Raw genomic sequence first — 18,373 nt, forward strand, 5'->3', positions numbered from 1 at the left:
CGACGAGTCCGATAGCCAACTGAGGACAATTTTCGTTCCGCCCCAACCCAAGGTGTAGAGTTCCGAGGCTGAATCCGTCGGACTTCTCTGCTCCGAGCAATATGTCCTCATTTAGCGCCGACCCTCAGCTCTCGCCGTCGAGAATGCGCCTGCCCCGGTCACTGCCGGGCGTTGAGCGTGCGTGCTCCGAGCCGGTGCGCCACAATTCAGGAGAACTGCGCCGAATCGGGTGACTTCGTACGCCGCGAGGCGGTTCTACCTGAGCTGCAGCGCACCGAGTTCTAGCGCCGGCCGGGCCAGAACCGCGCGAGGATCCAGTCGACCCACACGAGGCGGGCGGCCGGCGCCACGAGTAGAGCCCAGGCGACCGAGGCGAGCGCATCGGTCGAGTAGTGCAGACCGTCGATCACGACAGAGAGCACGACGACCACGACGAGCACGCTGCCGATGACCACTCCCGTGCGGAACCAGCGTGTGCCCGCGAGCAGATACAGCGCGGCGATCACGAGCGCCACGATGAAGACCGTGTGCCCGCTCGGGTACGAGGCGTCGATCTGCGCCGGAGAGTAGGGATGCTCGAGCGCCTGCGCATCCGGTCGTGGCCGATCGACGAGAACCTTCACCAGGCCCGCGGGAACCCAGGTGAGGGCGACGACTCCGGCGAAGGCGGCGGCCCTGCGCCAATTGCCGCCGACGAAGCCGATCGCCACCGCGACCAGAGCCGTGACGATGATCGCGGGCCCCGGACCGATCGCGACGTAGACCGCTGAGGTGAACGCGCCGAGGGCACCGATATGAGCCGCATTGAGGGCCTGCGAGATCGGCAGGTCGACGGGGTGGGAGCGGAGGAGAAATCCGATAAGGGTGAGTACAGCGACGGCGCACACCGCGACGATCAGCGTTCGACGAGGATGCGGGTCGGCCCGAAGAATGCGCGATTGCGCCCCGGGCATCGGTGCGGCGTGCTTCACGGCGGGCATACGGTCCATTCGGTTGTTCGCGGGTCGCGACCAAGAGTAGGCATCTGCGCTCGCGCCAAGCTGCGAATGGGCCGGGGCGACGGTGCGCTCAGCCTGAGAGAACGAACCGCTCGAGCACGACGAGTGACGAGTCGGTGAGCTCGAAACCATCGCCCAGTTCGGCTCGCATGGCTGCCGACGTCCAGAAGCGGGTGTGGCCCGCGCGCCAGTCTGCGACGGACTCGTAGCCTTCCCCCTCGGCAAGGGCGTGCTCTAGCGGCACATCTGTGAGGGCGACGACCCGCACGGCGGTGGTGTGGATCACAGCCACCCGTTCGCCGTTCGAATCAATGACGGCGCCGACCTCGCCGACGACAGGTAGCGCTTCTTCGCCGACCTCGTATTCGCGCAGCAGCGAACTGGTGGCCGTCTTAGCGCCGGATCGGATGGCATCGACGAGGCGATCCCGGAGGGGACCAGGGAAGGCGAATTCGACTACAGGAAGCTGGTCACGCATCCGACCAGCTAAGCAGGTGCCGGCCGACGCGAAAAATCAGCGGCGCTGCCGAGACCTCAGGCAGCGGCGAGAAGCGACTTGACCTCGTCGACTTCGTGCAGGTCTCCCACGATCGTCGTCGTGGTGGTCGATGTCTCGACGATGAGGCTCGGCGTGAAGTAGACCTTGTATCGCAGCGCGAAGTCGGGCTGCTGCAACACGTCGATGACGCGCACCTGGGAGGCCTCCGCCAGACCGTCACCGATCAGAGCGTCGAGCGTGGCCCGAGCCGATCGCGAGGCCGACGATTCTCCGGCCACGAGCAGGGTCAACTCAGCGCTTCTCGATGTCGACGTCTCGGTCATTCGTGGGCTCCTTCGCCGTCGTTCGCAAGGTCGCCGTCGTTCGCGAGGTTGCCCGACCTGCGAGCGGCCACGCGAGCCTCGAGAGCGGTGGCTGTGCGCTCGAGTGCGCCGTCTCTGGTCGTTCTCAGCCGCTCGAGGTCTCGGCGGCGCAGGTCGACCTCGTTGCCCAGACCGGAGATGCGGCCTTCGAGCTCGGCCATCGAGGCGAGGATCTCGGCCTCGCCCCGCTCATACTCCACGGCGCGCAGCCAGGCCTCCGTGCGATCCTGCTCTTCTTTCTGGGCGCGCGCCGAGCCGAGAAGCACGTCGCCGTCGGCGACGTAGGCGGGGCGCAGCTCGATGCCCTCCGACGTGATCACGAGTTCTCGCACCTGATTCGTATGCGCCGTCGCCCTCGACTTGACGATCGTCAGTGCTCTGTTGCGCTCTCCACCATTGGCTATGTAGGTGAGGTGGATCCAGTTATCTGCGATCGTCGAGATATTGCTCTTCGTCGCCTCATCGACCGTGGCGGCGCCGTGCAGCAACGAGGTCAGCAGGACCGTGACCCCACGCTGGCTGAGGCTCGTCAGAAGGTAGCTGAGCGCCTCATCGGCGAAAGGATGTCCGGAACCGGTCAACGCCGAGACAGGGTCGATGACCACCGCATTGGCACCCAGGTCGTCGACGGCGCGAACGATGCGCAGGGCCGACTCCTCAGGTGTGCCGCCCGACGCCGACTCCTCGAGAATGCGCAGGCTCCCGTTCTCGAGCGGCTCACGGAATGAATAGCCAACGCTCGCGGTATGCAGCTCGAGCTGAGCGCGCACCTCGTCGAAACTCACGTAGAGAACCCGGCCCCCGTCCTGCACCACAGCGAGGGAGAATGCGGCGGCGAGGGTGCTCTTCGACGTTCCGGGCGCACCCGAGAGCAGGGTTCTCGAACCCACGAGATATCCGCCGCCCAGCAGCGGGTCGAGCTCCTCGACGCCGGTAGGCATCCGCTGATCTGGCCGCGACGCCGGGGCGCCCGGCGCGAGTGTCTCGGATGCCAGTCCCCCAGCGATGACGACCTCGACACCATTGTTCGTCATGACCACCGGAACGATGTGCCCGATGTGTGCGGCACCTCGATATTTGGTCACCTGCAGGGTCCGCGAGATGGCGTTGCCGGTCTGCAGCCGGTCGAGCACAAGCACGCAGTCGGTCTGGTAGTCGAGGATTTCAGCCCGGGTGCGCGCACGTTCGTTCTCTGCACTCGCCTTCGCCGTGATCAGAACAGTGAGCCCCTGACTGCGCACCCAGTCGGTCAGGCGCAGAAGCTCGCGCCGCTCGTCAGCCTCTTCGAGAAGCAGTGACAGCAGCGCGTTGAGTCCGTCGAGCATCACGATCGTGGCGCCCGAAGCGTCGGTCACGGCGAGCAAGGTGGCGATGAGACCCTGCATGTCGAACCGGCCCGAGACGTGCAGATCGGTCGGCACCCCGGTCTCGAGCACGATCAGCTCGTCTTCGGCAAATCCATCGGCACCCCAAGAGAAGCCCGCCATGTCTTCGAGCACGCTATCGGCCGTCTGCTCGAAACTGATGAAAACCGCACGTTCACCCGCGCTCACCCGATGGGCGAGAATCTGCAGACCGAGCACCGTCTTTCCGGCGCCCGCCGCCCCGAAGATGCTGATCACACGCCCCCGCGGCAGACCGCCTCCGGTGATGTGGTCGAGACCGACTATGCCCGTTTCGAGGACAGACCGTGCTTCGACTTCGTGAAACTGCGGTTGCTCGTCCATGCCATCCGTTCGTTGATGTCAGGCAGGCTCCCTATGAATGCCCGGTCTCGCGATAATACCGAAAGACAGCGAAATCAGCCCGCCTCGGATGAACCGAATCCACAGGTCTGGATGGTCCACGCGATGAAGGCCTGATAGTTCGGGTCGGTCATGGCACTCTGCATCGACTGCGACTGCGTGAATCTCGGATCGAGCCCCACGTCGGAGACCAGGCTGTCGGCGGGGAACTGCGCGAGAATCCCAGCGGTCTCGTCTGTCGACGTGGCGAACACCTCTGCGCCGGCCGCGACGTCTGGGCTCACGTCCGTCATCGGCAAGAGCTGCCGAATGGCCACGCCCTGAGCCTTGACCGCCTCTAGATCCTCGCCGACCGTGCCAGCCTTCGCGGCTGCCGCAGCGGAGTTCGCGGCGCACAAGGTCGCGTATCGCTCGTCGGCAGAGCCCGCAGACCCAGCGGATGCGTCGGGCGTCGCAGTCGGGGTCGGCGTCGCCGAAGCAGATGCTCGGGTGGGGGCCGGCGGGTCAGTGGCCGCCGTCGTGGAGCATCCCGCAAGCGCGGCGGCGATAAGAGCGGCGCTGAGCAGCAGAGCGAGCCTCGCAGGTCTAGGCGATGTCATGGATGAGAACCTCCTCGATGTCGTCGCGCTCAATATTGCCGCACCACCGCATCCGGTCGCACGCACTGTGTCTTTGGAGCTGGCCCCGACGCATCCGTCTCACTAGCCTCGTTCTATGAACGACCGCGCCGTGCCGAATCTGCCGTCTCGAGACTTCGACGTGACCACCGCGTTCTACGGCGCGTTCGGATTCGAGCCGAGCTACCGAAGCGACGACTGGTTGATCCTGCGCCGCGGCGAGATACACCTGGAGTTCTTTCCCTTTGCCGAGCTCGTTCCCGAAGACAGTTCGTTCATGTGCAGCATTCGCGTCGACGACATCGATGAGCTCTACCGGCAGATCGAGCGGGCCGGCGTCGAGGAGAAGTCGGTTGGCGCACCGCGCTTGCATCCCATCACGTTGCAGCCGTGGGGTCATCGAGCCGGATTCCTCATCGATCCCGACGGCACGCAGCTGAGTCTCATCGAGAACAGGGCGGCAGACTCCGCCTGAGCGATGTCAGTCCTGACGAAAAGCGGTGAGCGTGACGCTGACTCCGGCCGGCGTGAACTCTCCGGCCAGGCGGATCCGCTTGCGGTAGGGCATCCAGCCGTGTTCGCGCATCATCCTGTGCTCGACGCTAGCGAGATCCGGCAAAGGGAGGAGATCTGCGCATCCGACGCGAATAGAGGGTCGGTTTCGCAGATCTCCTCCCGTTTGCGCGCACACGCTCCGGAGCCCCACGGCCGCGGGCGGAAATTCCGCCCCTCCGACGGCCTCTCGCGCTCGGACTGCTCGATTCTCCGCCCGCGCAGAATCGCGATGTTTCGTCGCGTCTGAGCCCCTCCTCCGGTATCGTGGGCATGCCCCGTGGCCGCGACCGCGCGGCGCACCCGCTGGGGTGCGAGCGCTCATCGGGGGACGTGCTTTCTCATGGCAACACTGCTGTATTCGATCGGGGCGTTCTCTGCCCGTCGGCACTTTATTGTTATCGCGACGTGGCTGCTGCTGGCCGCAGCCGCGCTCGGCGCATCCATCGTTCTCAACGGGCAGATGCAGCAGGGCGTCGAGATTCCGGGAACCGAGTCGCAGACCGCCATCGACATGCTGGATACGCGCTTTCCTCAGGCCGGTGGCGGCAGCGCGAAGGTGATCTTCGAGGCGCCCGCGGGCGACGACATCGACAGCTACGCCACCCAGATCAGCGCTATCTCTCAGAAGCTCGGCGCCATGCCCGACGTGGCGAACGCGGCAGATCCCTTCGCATCGGGCAACGCCAGCCAGATCAGTGCCGACAAGTCGCTTGCCTATGTCTCGGTTCAGTACGACGTGCCGCAAGCTTCGCTGTCCCCGGAGGCCGAGGTGAACATCCAGAGCATCGGCGACGGCGCCAAGCAAGACGGGCTCACGGTCTCTTACTCCGGTCTCACCGCACCCAAGGCCGCCCCCGATCTGAGCCAGGAAGCCATCGGCCTCGGAGTGGCCTTCGTGATTCTCGCCATCACCTTCGGCTCGCTTCTGGCAGCCGGGATGCCCCTGATCACCGCCCTTGTCGCCGTCGGCATCTCGATCGGCGGCATCGGTATCTTCTCGGCCTTCGTCACGATCTCAGCAACAGCCCCCGTGCTCGCCGAGATGCTGAGCCTCGCCGTCGGAATCGACTACGCGCTCTTCATCGTGTCAAGGCACCGGGCGCAGCTAGCGGCGGGCATGGCGCCGCGAGAATCGGTGGCGCTCGCGACCGCGACAGCCGGAAGCGCAGTGGTGTTCGCCGGTCTCACCGTGATCATCGCACTGCTCGGCCTCTCGGTTGTCGGCATTCCGTTCCTCTCGGTCATGGGGGCGGGCGCCGCCTTCGGAGTGGTGATCTCCATCGCCGTCTCCGTGACGCTGCTGCCCGCGATCCTCGGCCTCTGCGGAAAACGCATGATTCCCCGCGTGCGAACCCCGAAGTCCCCGAAGGCCCCGAAGGCGAAGACGTCGAAGAAGCCCGCCACCCGACGCCCGCGACGCCCGCGCACCGAGGAGACGAGCATCCGGCACCGCTGGGTGACCATGGCGACCCGTCGCCCCCTGATCACCGTCGTCGCCACTGTTCTGGGACTCGGCTTGCTCGCCGTTCCCGCTCTGGGGCTCAAGCTCACCGTTCCCGACGCCGGGTACGACGCTCCCGGAACGCAGGCGCGGGTGGCGTACGACCTGCTGGCCAAGGGCTACGGCCCAGGATTCAACGGCCCGCTGCTGGTGACCGCCGACATCAGTGGCACGCTCAAGATAGAGGATGCGCTCGACGCGCTCGAGAAGCAGTTCACCGGCGTCGCCGACGTGGCCGCCGTGAGCAAGGCGATTCCTAATCAGGCGCTCGACATGGCGATCATCTCGCTCACCCCGTCGAGCGCGCCCGACTCCGATGCGACCACGGCGCTGGTCAAGAGCATCCGCGACAGGGAGCCCGCCTTCGAGAAAGCGAACGGCTTCGGCTACATGGTGACGGGCCAGACCGCGGTCGCGATCGACATCTCAGACAGACTCAGCCATGCGCTGCTGCCCTTCGCCCTGGTGGTGGTCGGTCTGTGCATCGTGCTGCTCACCATGGTGTTCCGCTCGCTGGCGGTTCCGCTCACGGCGACCCTCGGCTTCCTCCTCTCGGTCGGCGCGTCATTCGGCGTCGTCACCGCGGTATTCAACTGGGGCTGGCTCGCCGACCCGCTCGGAGTCGAGAAGGTCGGCCCTGTCATCAGCTTCATGCCCATTCTCGTGATGGCCGTTCTGTTCGGGCTCGCCATGGACTATCAGGTCTTTCTCGTGACGCGCATGCGCGAGGACTACATCAAGACCGGCGACGCGCACCGCTCGGTGATCGACGGCTTCACGGCGTCGGCCCGGGTGGTCACGGCCGCGTCGCTCATCATGTTCAGCGTCTTCGCCTCGTTCGTTCCGGGCGGAGGAGCCGTGCTTCAACCGCTCGCCGGCGGCCTCGCCGTGGGAGTGCTCATCGATGCCTTCCTCGTGCGCATGACCCTCATCCCTGCCCTGATGGCGCTGCTGGGCGATCGGGCGTGGCGTCTTCCGCGCTGGCTCGACCGCATCGTGCCGAACGTCGACATCGAGGGCGAGACGGTGCACGAGCTTCTGGATGCCCGGGGCTGGCACCCCGAGACCGGTGCGGCCACGGCCGGTTCGGCTCCGGATGCTGCCGATCCGAGCTGGGCCCAGCCCGCGCCGAGCATCGAGGCTCGCGACCTCACCGTCGCCGGGCTCTCCCCTATCGACCTCGACACCGCGGTGGGCGACGTGCTGCTGCTCGCAGGAGCGCCCGCATCTGCTCGAACGGAGCTGCTCGCCACGCTCGTCGGCCGCGCGCGACCGGTATCCGGCCACCTCACCGTGCTCGGCCACGCACTGCCCTTCGACGCACACGCCCTGCGCGCGCAGAGCGAGCTCGTGCTCGCCCAGCCCGCCGAGCCGTCGACCCTGGGCCGCTACCTCACGGCCCAGATCGCCATGGATGCGCCGCGCGGCCACCGCGCGGATCGTCGCGGAACCGCGCACCGCATCCTGCCCGCTCTGCTCGCCTCGGTGAGTGACGAGGCGGCCGGGGGCGCGGCATCCGGCGCGAAGCGCGTGACCGACACGACCCCGCTGCACGAGCTCTCGACCGGGCAACTGCTCGCCGTCGACGCGGCTGTCGCGCTCTCGTCGGGCCGGCCGCTTATCGCTGTCGAGACGGGTGCGCTCGAGCCGCGGCACGCATCCGCTTTCGTCGTCGCCCTCGCCGAAGCCGCCGAACGCGACGTCACTCTGCTGATCGCTCTCGAGTCGAGCACGGCTGACAGAACCGGCGCGGCCGCCTCAGAAGCGCCCGGTCGCATCACTCATATCGTCGACCTGAACCTGGCCGTCGACGACCCGGCACGCGACCTGAATGGAAAGGTGCTGGCATGAGCGCGCTCACCGGCCTACTGAACGACGCCGACTCCCGGCGGCCGCGCTGGGCGCGCGGAGTGATCCTCGCGCTTGTTCTCGTGGCACCACTCGTCGTCGCCGGCGTCGCGGTAACCGCGATGACGCCGACGACACCGACCGCGGCCAATGGTGTGCCCGCCCTGCCAGCCGCGATCGTGAACCTCGACACCCCGATCGACAGCAAAGCGGGCGGAAAATCGACGCCTGTCGCCGCCGGAAAACTGCTCACCCAGCAGCTGATATCAGCTGAGGACAGCGGCTTCGACTGGACGCTGACCGATCCGACTGCTGCGACGGCAGGGCTCGCCGACGGGCTCTACTCGGCCGTGGTGACGATTCCGTCGGACTTCTCGGCGGCCTACATCTCGAGTACCGGAGACACCCCGGTGCAGGCCCAGCTCGAGGTGCAGACCAGCAGCGCGCAGGGAGCCTCGGCGCAGGCACTCGCGTCGGCGCTCTCCCGCAGCCTGCACGAGAGTATCGCCACCACCTTCACCCAGGGCTTCGTGTCTCAACTGCTCGTCGGCTACACCGACCTGCACGACAAGCTCAGCACGGTCGCAGACGACACAGATGCCCTCGCCACGGGCGCAGGCCAGCTGGCCACGGGACTGCAGCAGACGTCGACGGGCGCGGCGCAGGTCGACCAGGGCGCGCAGCAGCTGTCGAGCGGGCTCTCCACGACTGCCTCCGGCGCAGCCGGCCTGCCCGCAGCCACCCAGAAGCTCAACGAGCTGGCCGGCGCGACCGTCGATTTGTCGACACTGCTGACCTCGGGGCTCGGTGACACAGCCCGCAAAGCCGAGACCCTTCAGGCCAACCAGCTGCAACTACGCGGCGAGATGGATGCGTTGCGGCACGTCATCGACGGCATCGACACCACGACAGACCCCGCGCTGGCACCCCTCAAACTCGAGTTGCAGCAGAAGCTCGAGGCATCGCAGACGACCGCGAACACCACCGAGGCCCAGGCCATCGACCTCGGAGTCGACCTCGACGCGGCAACCCTGGGTTCGGGCGTCATCACCGTGGCGAACAAGCTGCTCGCCACGGGCACGGGCGAGCTGGCCGCCACGACTCCCGAGTTGAGCGGCGGCCTCACCCTGCTTGCCGGCGGAGCGGTCGAACTGGCGACCGGCACGTCGGTTCTGAACGGGGCGGCTACGGGGCTGTCGAGCGGCGCGGCCGAGCTGTCGAGCAATACCGGGCAACTCGCATCCGGCCTGCGCGCGGCGGCCGACGCCGTGCCGAGCTATACCGACGACCAGCAGAAAACCCTGTCGACCGTGGTCAGCGACCCGATCGTGACCACGACGAAAGACATCACTGCTGCGCCCGCGCCGAAGACCGCGGTGTCGATCGCCGTGCTGCCGCTCGCGCTCTGGATCGGCGCGCTCGTGTTGTTCGTGCTGCTGCGTCCGTTCCCTCCGAGGGCGCTGTTGTCGGCGGCGTCGAGCTGGCGCATCGGGGCGCGCTCGTTCGCGGTCGTGGCCGCGCTCGTGTTGGCGCAGGCGGTGCTGGTACTCATCTGGCTGGCAGTCGTCGGAGTATCGCCTGTTCACCATGCCGGTAGCGTGCTCGTTGTTCTCGGTATCTCACTGGCCTTCGTGCTGCTGCACCAGGGACTCGTGGCACTCTTCGGGCGCATCGGCTGGGCGATCTCGCTGGCCTTCGTCGCCTTGCAGCTCGCGGCCGTGGGCACCCTGTTCGCGCGGGCGGGAGCCGACAATCCGCTGCAGTCGCTCGCCGGCAGTCTTCCGTTGGCCCAGGCGACGCGGGCCCTGCAGGCACTCGCGACGGGCGACGGCGGCTGGGCTCAGGTCGGTGCGGCGACGGCGTCGCTGGTGATCGCCGGAGCCGTCGGAGTGGCGCTGACGCTGGTGGCGATCTCGCGGCGGCGCATGCGGCCACTCCCCTGATTACGCGAAAACGGGAGGAGATCTGCGCATCCGACGCGAATAGAGCATCGGTTTCACGAATCTCCTCCCGTTTGCGGCCATGGCTGGGTCCCAACCTCCTGATCGGACGGAGATTCCGCCAATCCGAGCGTCTATGGCGCCAGGTGCACCCGAATCTCCGCCCGCGCTGCAATTAGTGCCGATCCGCCGTGGAACAACAATGCCGCCCTGCTCTGACCCGGCGCTTTGCTAGGCTGGCCGCAATTACGTGACACGGGGTGCCCATCAAGGGCTGAGAACACACCCGTCGAACCTGATCTAGTTCGTACTAGCGAAGGGATGTCGCGCTCATGCGCACGTCAAAACCATTCATCGAATCCACCATCCATGCCCTCGAGCAGGTGCGGCTGAACAGCCCGCTCGTGCACTGCATCACCAACAGCGTGGTCGTGAACTTCACGGCCAACGCACTCCTCGCCGTGGGGGCCGCGCCCGCGATGGTCGACATAGTCGGCGAGGCCGGGCCATTCGCGACCGTCGCATCCGGCCTGCTGATCAATCTGGGCACACCGACGCCCGAGCAGCGCGCCGCGATGATCGAGGCGCAGGCGGGGGCCGCCGCCGGCAACACCCCGTGGGTGCTCGATCCCGTGGCCATCGGATCGCTTCCGGTGCGCACGCCCCTCGCCTACCGGCTGCGTGATCTGCACCCCACGGTCATCCGAGGCAACGCCTCGGAGATCATCGCGCTCTCCGGCATGGGCGAGGGCGGCCGCGGTGTCGACGCCCTCGACTCGGTCGAGGCCGCCCTCCCCGCCGCGCGTTCGCTCGCCGAGACGACGTCGGGCATCGTCGCCGTCTCCGGCCCCGTCGATCTGCTCACCGATGGCGCGAGCGTGGTGCGCATCGCCAACGGCGACGCGCTGCTCACCCGCATCACGGGCGGCGGATGCGCCTTGGGCGCCGTGATGGCCGCATTCCTGGCGGCCCACGACGACCGGCTGGCCGCCACGGTCGCGGCGGTCACCGTCTACACGGTCGCCGCCGAGCTGGCCGCGGAGAAGTCGGCCGGCCCGGGAAGCTTCGGCGTCGCCTTCCTCGACGCGCTGTACTCCGTCGACGCCGACGACATCGCCGCGCGAGCGAGCATCTCGTGAGCCTCGATTCGTCGCTCGATCTGTCTCTCTATCTCGTGACCGACACGGCCCTCGCGACGGCGGCCGGGCATCCGATTCTCACGGTCGTGCGCGAGGCCGTCGCGGGCGGCGTGACCGTCGTGCAGCTGCGCGAGAAGAACGCCACGGCCCGCGAGTTTCTCGACCTGGTGTGCCGGGTCGCCGAAGCGGTGCCCGACGAGGTGGCAGTGATCGTCAACGACCGAGTGGATGTCTTTCTCGCCGCCCGCAGGCTCGGTGTGCCGGTCGACGGCATTCATCTCGGACAGTCCGACCTGCCGCCCGCGCTCGCACGGGAGCTGATCGGCCCCGACGCCGTTCTCGGACTCAGCGCGTCGACCCCCGAGCAGTTGATCGAGGCAGAGAACGACCCCGGGGCCATCGACTACGTCGGCATCGGAGCGCTGCATGCGACCACGACGAAGACCGACGCGCCCCGGCCCCTGGGGCTCGAGGCGTTCGCGGCGCTGGCCGCATCCACCCGCTTGCCGGCCGTCGCGATCGGCGGCATCGGGCGGGCAGACATCGCGCCGCTGCGCCGAGCGGGTGCGGCCGGGGCCGCCGTGGTGTCGGCCATCTGCTCAGCCGCGAGCCCCGGCGACGCCGCTCGAGAACTGGCGAGCGAATGGAGGAACGCCCGATGAGCGCGGAAGCGACCCGCGACGCGGCCCTGACCGCGCCCCGCGCCGTACCTCGCGTTCTCAGCATCGCCGGCACCGACCCCACCGGCGGCGCCGGCATTCAGGCCGATCTCAAGAGCATCGCGGCGAACGGCGGCTACGGCATGGCCGTGGTCACAGCCCTCGTCGCGCAGAACACGCGCGGGGTGCGCTCGGTGCATGTGCCTCCGGTGGCGTTTCTGCGCGAGCAGCTCGATGCCGTCAGCGACGACGTCGAGATCGACGCGGTGAAGATCGGCATGCTCGCCGACGTCGACGTGATCGCTGCCGTGCGCGAGTGGCTGGTTCGGGTCGCACCGCCGATCGTGGTGCTCGACCCCGTGATGGTGGCGACCAGTGGCGACCGGCTGCTGCGCGCCGACGCCGAGGGTGCCCTTCGTGAACTGGCGCGGCTGGCGCACGTCGTCACCCCGAACATCCCAGAACTCGCGATTCTCGCCGATGAGCCACCGGCGACGACCTGGCAGCAGACTCTCGACCAGGCGGCGCGGGTGTCGGCGCGATTCGGCGTACTCGTGCTGGCAAAGGGCGGACACCTCGATGGCGACACCGCTCCCGACGCGCTGGTCGACGCGACGGGCCCCGAGCTCTTCGTGACCATGTACGACGCCTCGCGCATAGAGACTACGAACACGCACGGCACCGGATGCTCGCTCTCGTCGGGCCTCGCGACTCGGCTGGTCGGCGGTGTCGAGCCGGCGCGCGCGGTCGGCGAGGTGAAGCGCTGGATCAGCGAGAGCATCCGGGGCGGTGGCGAACTAGCCGTCGGCGGAGGCAACGGGCCGATCCACCACTTCGCCGGAATGTGGCAGCGCGCGGGGCTCGAGACTCGGCCCACGGCCAGCGAGATCCGAACCGAGTGGTGGGACGGCATCCGAGACGTGCGCGAGCAGATCGATGCATTGCCTTTTCTGATGGGCTTGGGCGACGGGTCGCTGCGCGATGACGCCTTTCGCGGCTACCTGGCTCAGGATGCGCTCTACCTGCGCGACTACGCACGGGCTCTGGCGACCGCGAGCGCCCTGGCTCCGACCGTCGCAGAACAGGCGTTCTGGGCGGCGGCCTCGGAGGGTTCGATCACCGCCGAGCTGGAGTTGCACGAATCGTGGCTCGCCGACGGGGCGTACGCCGGAACTCGGCCCGACTCCGCGACCATCGGCTATCTCGATCATCTGCTCGCGCGGTGCGCCGAGGGCGACTACGACACGCTCATCGCCGCGCTGCTGCCGTGCTTCTGGCTGTATCAAGACATCGGGGTGCGGCTGCTGCCTCGCTCGCACGACGCGCATCCGTATCGATCGTGGATCGAGACCTACGCCGACGCCGGCATCGCCGAGATGACGGAGGCGGCGGTCGGGTTCGTCACGCAGGCTGCCGCCCGGGCTGATGAGCGGGGTCGCGAGGCGATGCGCGAGGCGTTCGTGCGGTCGGCGGAGCACGAGTTGGCGTTCTTCGCGGCGCCGCTGGGGTCGTAGCGGCCACCGCGACGGCGGCGTGCGCGGCGGCACTCGCCGCGGCGGCGCCTGTCACGGCGGAGCCCGCCACAACTCAGGAAAACTGCCGCGAATCGGGCGAATTCGCACGCGGTCAGCCTGTTCTTCCTGAAGTGGAGCGCGAGGGCGGCAGTGTGGTTAATTTGCTTAATTTGCTTAACCGCTTGATCACGTTGTGAGGCTTGTCTATGGTGTGATCAAGCGATTAACCAAAGGACTCAACGACGATGCCCCAACAGATCTTCTTCCAGCCGCACGACGCGTGGGTTGGAGACATCATTCCGTTCGAGAGCGATGGGGAATTCAAGCTCTTCTACCTGTACGAGGAGCGTTCCGACCCGAAGCCGGGCACTCCGTGGCACCTGGCTACAACACGCAACCTGGTCGATTTCGAAGACGAGGGCCTCGCCTTCGAACACGGGTCGTCGCTCGACTCTGACTTCAACGTCTACACGGGCAGCATCGTGCGCGACGGAGCCCTGACCCACCTGTTCTACACCGGGCAGAACCCCACTCACCTCGGCGCAGACGGCCTGCCGCTTCAGCTGGTCATGCACGCCACGAGTTCCGATGACATGGCGAGCTGGACTCGGCATCCGGAGCACACGTTCGGAGCCCCGGCCGGCTACGAATCCGGAGACTGGCGCGACCCCTTCGTCTTTCACGACGACGAAGCCGGTGTCTGGCGGATGCTCATCGCCGCCCGTCATTCCGACGGCCCCGAGCGTCGCCGCGGTGTAATCGCGCAGTGCGTATCGACCGACCTGGTGACATGGGAACCGACCGAACCCTTCTGGGATCCGCGGCGCTACATCGCGCACGAGTGCCCCGATGTCTTCAAGTGGGGCGACTGGTGGTACATGGTCTACTCCGAGTTCTCAGAGAACTTCACCACGCGGTACCGCATGGCGAAAACCCTCGACGGGCCGTGGATTGTGCCCGAATACGACAGCGTCGACGGCCGCGCGTACTACGCCTCGAAGACCGCAGAGTTCGACGGACGCCGCTTCTTCTTCGGCTGGATCGCCAGCAAAGAAGACTCGCGAGACGACGGCGCGTGGCAGTGGGCCGGAACCATGTCGGTCGTCGAGGCGAAGCAAAGACCCGATGGCACCCTCGACTTCGGATTCGCATCCGAAACGCGCAACAGCTTCAGCGAGGTGACGCCCGTCGGTCTGGCCGACGTCGAGAACGGCGTTCCGCTCGAGCTGTCATCTCCCGACGGATACACGGCTGTGATCTCGGAGGATGACGCCCCAGCCGCCTACTTCGCCTCCGTCGATCTCGACATCGAAGCGGGCACGACGGAATGCGGGTTGCTCCTGCGATCGAGCGCCGACGGGGACTCGTCGTACATCGTGCGACTCGAGCCCAAACGCAATCGAATGGTCTTCGACCGCTGGCCTCGGCGATCCACCGGAGACGGCCAATGGGAGATCTCCGGCGACGTGCCATTCATGATCGAGCTCGAACGCCCCTGCGATCTCTCGGCAGGCAGACACCGGCTCGAGGTGATCGTGGAGAACGACCTGTGCGTCGTCAACCTCGACGGTCGTACGACGCTCAGCACCCGCATCTACGACCACACCGCCGGACGCATCGGCGTGTTCGTCGGCGAAGGATCTGTCAGTGCGCGCCACTTCAGGATGGCTGTGCGCCCCGATCCGTCTCAGTCCACGTCGGTGTCGGCCGATGCCCACCAGCATCAGCTCGCCTGACCCCGTCTACTTTTCCTTTCCCACCGCGCCACGATCAAACGTCCGACCCTTTCAATCAATGGAGATGAACACATGAGAACCAATCGCGCACGACTCGCCATCGCGGCCGGCGTGGCCGCCGTCGGGCTGCTGCTCAGCGGCTGCTCGGCCGGCGCATCCGGCAATTCCGATCCGACCAACGTCGACCCTAAGGGCGAGATCGTGCCACGGGAGATCTCGTGGCTTCTGTCGCGTCCCGCCGACGGCGGCGTCATCACCGCAATGGAGCAGATCGCCGACGAGTACGCGGCGAAGCATCCGGGATTCTCGCTGAACCTGATCACCACGCCCGACCGGCCGTCGTACATCCAGAAATACGAGACCCTGGCCGCGGCCAACAAACTGCCCGAACTGTTCGACACAGACGCGACCCCGTTCGCGCAGAAGCTCGCCAAGCAGGGCAAGATGATGGATGCCGAGGCGCTCCTGAAAGACCTGGGCGTGTACGACGACTATCGACCGGCGGCGCTGAACTACCAGCGATTCGACGATGGCTCGCTCTACATGGTGCCGTTCGAGTTCCAGCTGGAGTTCTTCTGGTACAACAAAGCGCTCTTCCAGCAAGCCGGCGTCGAGATCCCCAAGACACTCGACGACATTCCTGCCATGTGCACGAAGCTGCGCGCTGCGGGAATCACACCCATCGCCCTCGATGGGCAGGATCAGTGGCCGCTCGAGCGCTACATGGCCTACTACCCGTTCCGAACCGCAGGCCCCGATTACGTGGAGCAGCTCAAGAAGGGCGACGCGAAGTTCAGCGACCCGACCGGCGAGCAGGCGGTGAAGTGGCTCAGCGACCTCGGGTCGGCCGGATGCTTCCAAGACGGCTTCTCGTCGACCGGCTACTCCGACGCCCAGGCTTCTTTCACCTCGGGCAAGGCCGCGGTCTACAACATCGGTACGTGGGAATTGAACAGCCTGGCCACCGACGCACTCGACCCCTCGGTGCGCGATGACATCGACTACTTCACCCTCCCGGTCGCCAAGGACTCGGTGACGGCCGCCAACGAGTATGTCTCACCCTCCGGAATCGGCATGGCCGTGAACACCAAGACCTACGACCCGCTGGTTCGGGACTTCCTCTCGTTCGCACTGAAGCGTTACCCCGAGGTGTACGCCGCCACCGGAGCCCTGTCACCCACGACCACCGTGCAGACCACCGTGCCGGCGAACGCGACCCCGCTGTACCAGCGGGCGGTCGACCAGGCGAACGATGTCGGCGAGCAGACAGCCATGCCGTGGGACACCCAGCTCGACCCGACCTCCAACACCCGACTGCAGCAGGAGTTGACTCTGCTGCTGCAGGGCGAGGTCGCACCCGACGAGTTCATCACCACGATGGACGGAGTCATCGCCGACAACGGGCCTAAGGCCTTCAAGTAGTCGACGCCCACCTCATCCACGCCTGATGTGGGGCCTTCGGGCCCCACAGGAAGGGGACGCCGTGCTTCCCCAGCGGTCACGACTCTCTGTTCTGGTCTTTCTGATACCGCCGCTCGCCCTCTACGGCATCGCGGTTCTGCTGCCGATCTTTCAGTCGCTCTATCTGAGCTTCTTCGACTGGGACGGCATCAGCCCGATGCTCTTCGTCGGAATCGACAACTACGTGCACATGTTCACCGGCGATGCCGTCTTCTGGATCGCCTTCCGGAACACCCTCGGCTACGTGGTGATCTGTCTGATCCTCCAACTCGGCGGCGCCCTGATCGTGGCGAGCCTCCTGACCCTTCTGCGGCGCGGCCGTGAAGTCGTCAAGACTCTCTACATCCTGCCCGCGGTGATCTCGACGGTAGCCATCGCATTCCTCTTCCAGCGCATCTACTCGCTCGACCCCGAAGGCCTGATCAATCAGGTGCTCGAATTCGTCGGCCTCGGACACCTTCAGCAGGCCTGGTTGTCAGACGTGAGTACCGTACTGGCGGCAGTCTCTGTTCCTGAGGGATGGCGCTTCACGGGTCTCTACATGCTGATCATCTACGCAGCTCTCCTCGCCGTTCCGACCGAACTCGAAGAGGCGGCGAAACTCGATGGAGCGTCGTGGTGGCAGACATTCTGGCGCATCCGCTTTCCCTACATCAGGCCGGTCTGGATCACCACGACGATCATCGCGACGACCAACGCACTGAGGGGCTTCGACATTCCGTACCTGCTCACCAACGGCGGCCCGGGCCAGTCGTCGGAACTTCTGACGACCTACATGTACAAGACGGCCTTCACGAGCACGAACTACGGCTACGCCAGCACCATCTCGGTGTTCGTCGTGGTCGAGTGTCTCGCGGCCGTCGGTCTCATCTTCCTACTCCTTCGACGTAAGGCCGACGCATGACGCTCACGGCATCCCGCACCACCAGTCCCACCGCCCCCGAGCGGCGGCAGAAACCACCACGCAAACCGCTGAATCTGCAAGGCAAGATCACCGGCATCATCGTCACGCTCATCGTGATCGTGCAGGTGTATCCCCTCGCCTGGCTGTTCATCACCAGCTTGCGCACCGAGAAGGACTTCGCCGGCGGCAACCCCTTCGCCCTGCCGACGACAGTCACGTTCGACAACTATGCACGTGCCTTCGCCACCGGAAACCTCGGGTTGAACATCCTCAACTCGTTCATCGTCACGGTCGGCTCGATCGTCGTCATCGTTTTTCTCGGCATGATGGGCGCCTACGCTCTGCAGGTGCTGGGCTTTCGATTCAGCAAGCTCGTGCGTGCGCTCTTCCTCATCGGAATCATCGTTCCGGTACAGGTCGCGCTGGTTCCGCTCTTCGTCGACTACGCCGCGGTCAATCTGCTCGACACCTACCAGTCGATCATCATCCCGCTCGCCGGGTTCGCGCTGCCGACGTCGATCTATCTCTTCTCGTCGTTCTACGAGTACATTCCGGGTGAGATCTACGAGGCCGCGTCGCTCGACGGAGCGGGGCCGTATCGCATCTTCGCTCAGATCACGCTTCCCCTCTCGGTGAACACGATGGTGACCGTCGCGATGGTGAACAGCATCTTCATCTGGAACGACTTCATCTTCGCCAACACCTTCGTGTTGACCGACGACCTCAAGACGATCCCCCTCGGCCTCCAGAACTACATCGGCGCCATGGGCAAGATCGACTGGACGGCGACCTTCGCTGCCGTCTGCGTGAGCATCACTCCGTTGCTTCTCGTCTTCCTGGTGCTGAACAAAGCCATGACATACAGCCTCGCCAGCGGCGCCACTAAGGGATGATC

At 66.4% G+C, this 18,373-nt stretch carries 15 protein-coding genes and 1 riboswitch; of the genes, 10 read left to right on the plus strand and 5 right to left on the minus strand.

Going from position 1 to position 18,373, the window contains the following annotated elements; translation table 11 throughout:
• Positions 1–281: 281 nt before the first annotated feature.
• From B9Y86_RS14535 to B9Y86_RS17600, 5 genes are all read right to left on the minus strand, one after another.
• Positions 282–980, minus strand: coding sequence for a phosphatase PAP2 family protein (locus B9Y86_RS14535; protein WP_176223375.1), 699 nt, complete (start codon positions 978–980; stop codon positions 282–284).
• An 88-nt stretch (positions 981–1,068) separates the two neighbouring features.
• Complete coding sequence (locus B9Y86_RS14540) at positions 1,069–1,476, minus strand: ASCH domain-containing protein (RefSeq protein ID WP_085487362.1); 408 nt, start codon at positions 1,474–1,476, stop codon at positions 1,069–1,071.
• A gap of 56 nt (positions 1,477–1,532) precedes the next feature.
• The gene (locus B9Y86_RS14545; protein ID WP_085487364.1) at positions 1,533–1,820 is read right to left on the minus strand and encodes a circadian clock KaiB family protein; all 288 of its coding nucleotides are present in this window, start codon (positions 1,818–1,820) and stop codon (positions 1,533–1,535) included.
• Entirely contained in the window at positions 1,817–3,586 is a 1,770-nt protein-coding gene (locus B9Y86_RS14550) for a DUF7125 family protein (protein WP_085487366.1), read from the minus strand. Before B9Y86_RS14550 ends, B9Y86_RS14545 begins: the two co-directional genes overlap by 4 nt.
• 74 nt (positions 3,587–3,660) lie before the next feature.
• Positions 3,661–4,203 (minus strand): hypothetical protein, encoded by a 543-nt coding sequence (locus tag B9Y86_RS17600; protein WP_085487368.1) that lies wholly within the window; start codon positions 4,201–4,203, stop codon positions 3,661–3,663.
• Between the two features lie 115 nt (positions 4,204–4,318).
• Here B9Y86_RS17600 and B9Y86_RS14560 point away from each other — a divergent pair, with 115 nt between their 5' ends.
• The 10 genes from B9Y86_RS14560 to B9Y86_RS14605 all read left to right on the plus strand — a co-directional run bounded on the left by B9Y86_RS14560 (position 4,319) and on the right by B9Y86_RS14605 (position 18,371).
• A complete protein-coding gene (locus tag B9Y86_RS14560; RefSeq protein WP_085487370.1) occupies positions 4,319–4,696 on the plus strand; it encodes a bleomycin resistance protein in 378 nt (125 codons plus the stop codon).
• A 420-nt stretch (positions 4,697–5,116) separates the two neighbouring features.
• Entirely contained in the window at positions 5,117–8,128 is a 3,012-nt protein-coding gene (locus B9Y86_RS14565; protein WP_085487372.1) for an MMPL family transporter, read from the plus strand.
• On the plus strand, positions 8,125–10,068 hold the full coding sequence (locus B9Y86_RS14570) for a YhgE/Pip domain-containing protein (protein WP_085487374.1): 1,944 nt from the start codon (positions 8,125–8,127) through the stop codon (positions 10,066–10,068). Before B9Y86_RS14565 ends, B9Y86_RS14570 begins: the two co-directional genes overlap by 4 nt.
• A gap of 243 nt (positions 10,069–10,311) precedes the next feature.
• Positions 10,312–10,404: riboswitch (TPP riboswitch) on the plus strand.
• On the plus strand, positions 10,398–11,204 hold the full coding sequence (gene thiM, locus B9Y86_RS17395; RefSeq protein ID WP_139824927.1) for a hydroxyethylthiazole kinase: 807 nt from the start codon (positions 10,398–10,400) through the stop codon (positions 11,202–11,204). (Overlaps the previous riboswitch by 7 nt.)
• Positions 11,201–11,866 (plus strand): thiamine phosphate synthase, encoded by a 666-nt coding sequence (gene thiE, locus B9Y86_RS14580; RefSeq protein WP_139824928.1) that lies wholly within the window; start codon positions 11,201–11,203, stop codon positions 11,864–11,866. Before thiM ends, thiE begins: the two co-directional genes overlap by 4 nt.
• Positions 11,863–13,377 carry a bifunctional hydroxymethylpyrimidine kinase/phosphomethylpyrimidine kinase gene (locus tag B9Y86_RS14585; RefSeq protein WP_139824929.1) on the plus strand — a complete coding sequence of 505 codons (1,515 nt, stop codon included), beginning with the start codon at positions 11,863–11,865 and terminating at the stop codon, positions 13,375–13,377. The genes thiE and B9Y86_RS14585 overlap by 4 nt, the downstream gene beginning before the upstream one ends.
• 245 nt (positions 13,378–13,622) lie before the next feature.
• Entirely contained in the window at positions 13,623–15,113 is a 1,491-nt protein-coding gene (locus tag B9Y86_RS14590) for a glycoside hydrolase family 32 protein (RefSeq protein ID WP_085487382.1), read from the plus strand.
• 72 nt (positions 15,114–15,185) lie between these two features.
• On the plus strand, positions 15,186–16,535 hold the full coding sequence (locus B9Y86_RS14595; RefSeq protein ID WP_085487384.1) for an ABC transporter substrate-binding protein: 1,350 nt from the start codon (positions 15,186–15,188) through the stop codon (positions 16,533–16,535).
• 61 nt (positions 16,536–16,596) lie between these two features.
• A complete protein-coding gene (locus B9Y86_RS14600; RefSeq protein ID WP_085487386.1) occupies positions 16,597–17,478 on the plus strand; it encodes a carbohydrate ABC transporter permease in 882 nt (293 codons plus the stop codon).
• Complete coding sequence (locus tag B9Y86_RS14605; protein WP_085487388.1) at positions 17,475–18,371, plus strand: carbohydrate ABC transporter permease; 897 nt, start codon at positions 17,475–17,477, stop codon at positions 18,369–18,371. The genes B9Y86_RS14600 and B9Y86_RS14605 overlap by 4 nt, the downstream gene beginning before the upstream one ends.
• Positions 18,372–18,373 lie beyond the last annotated feature (2 nt).

Source organism: Agreia pratensis (assembly GCF_900177685.1).
GTDB classification, from domain to species: domain Bacteria; phylum Actinomycetota; class Actinomycetes; order Actinomycetales; family Microbacteriaceae; genus Agreia; species Agreia pratensis.

Coding starts and splice junctions, on each gene's coding strand:
- B9Y86_RS14535 (WP_176223375.1), bottom strand. CDS start 980: ATGCCCGCCGTGAAGCACGCCGCACCGATGCCCGGGGCGCAATCGCGC.
- B9Y86_RS14540 (WP_085487362.1), bottom strand. CDS start 1,476: ATGCGTGACCAGCTTCCTGTAGTCGAATTCGCCTTCCCTGGTCCCCTC.
- B9Y86_RS14545 (WP_085487364.1), bottom strand. CDS start 1,820: ATGACCGAGACGTCGACATCGAGAAGCGCTGAGTTGACCCTGCTCGTG.
- B9Y86_RS14550 (WP_085487366.1), bottom strand. CDS start 3,586: ATGGACGAGCAACCGCAGTTTCACGAAGTCGAAGCACGGTCTGTCCTC.
- B9Y86_RS17600 (WP_085487368.1), bottom strand. CDS start 4,203: ATGACATCGCCTAGACCTGCGAGGCTCGCTCTGCTGCTCAGCGCCGCT.
- B9Y86_RS14560 (WP_085487370.1), top strand. CDS start 4,319: ATGAACGACCGCGCCGTGCCGAATCTGCCGTCTCGAGACTTCGACGTG.
- B9Y86_RS14565 (WP_085487372.1), top strand. CDS start 5,117: ATGGCAACACTGCTGTATTCGATCGGGGCGTTCTCTGCCCGTCGGCAC.
- B9Y86_RS14570 (WP_085487374.1), top strand. CDS start 8,125: ATGAGCGCGCTCACCGGCCTACTGAACGACGCCGACTCCCGGCGGCCG.
- thiM (WP_139824927.1), top strand. CDS start 10,398: ATGCGCACGTCAAAACCATTCATCGAATCCACCATCCATGCCCTCGAG.
- B9Y86_RS14585 (WP_139824929.1), top strand. CDS start 11,863: ATGAGCGCGGAAGCGACCCGCGACGCGGCCCTGACCGCGCCCCGCGCC.
- B9Y86_RS14590 (WP_085487382.1), top strand. CDS start 13,623: ATGCCCCAACAGATCTTCTTCCAGCCGCACGACGCGTGGGTTGGAGAC.
- B9Y86_RS14595 (WP_085487384.1), top strand. CDS start 15,186: ATGAGAACCAATCGCGCACGACTCGCCATCGCGGCCGGCGTGGCCGCC.
- B9Y86_RS14605 (WP_085487388.1), top strand. CDS start 17,475: ATGACGCTCACGGCATCCCGCACCACCAGTCCCACCGCCCCCGAGCGG.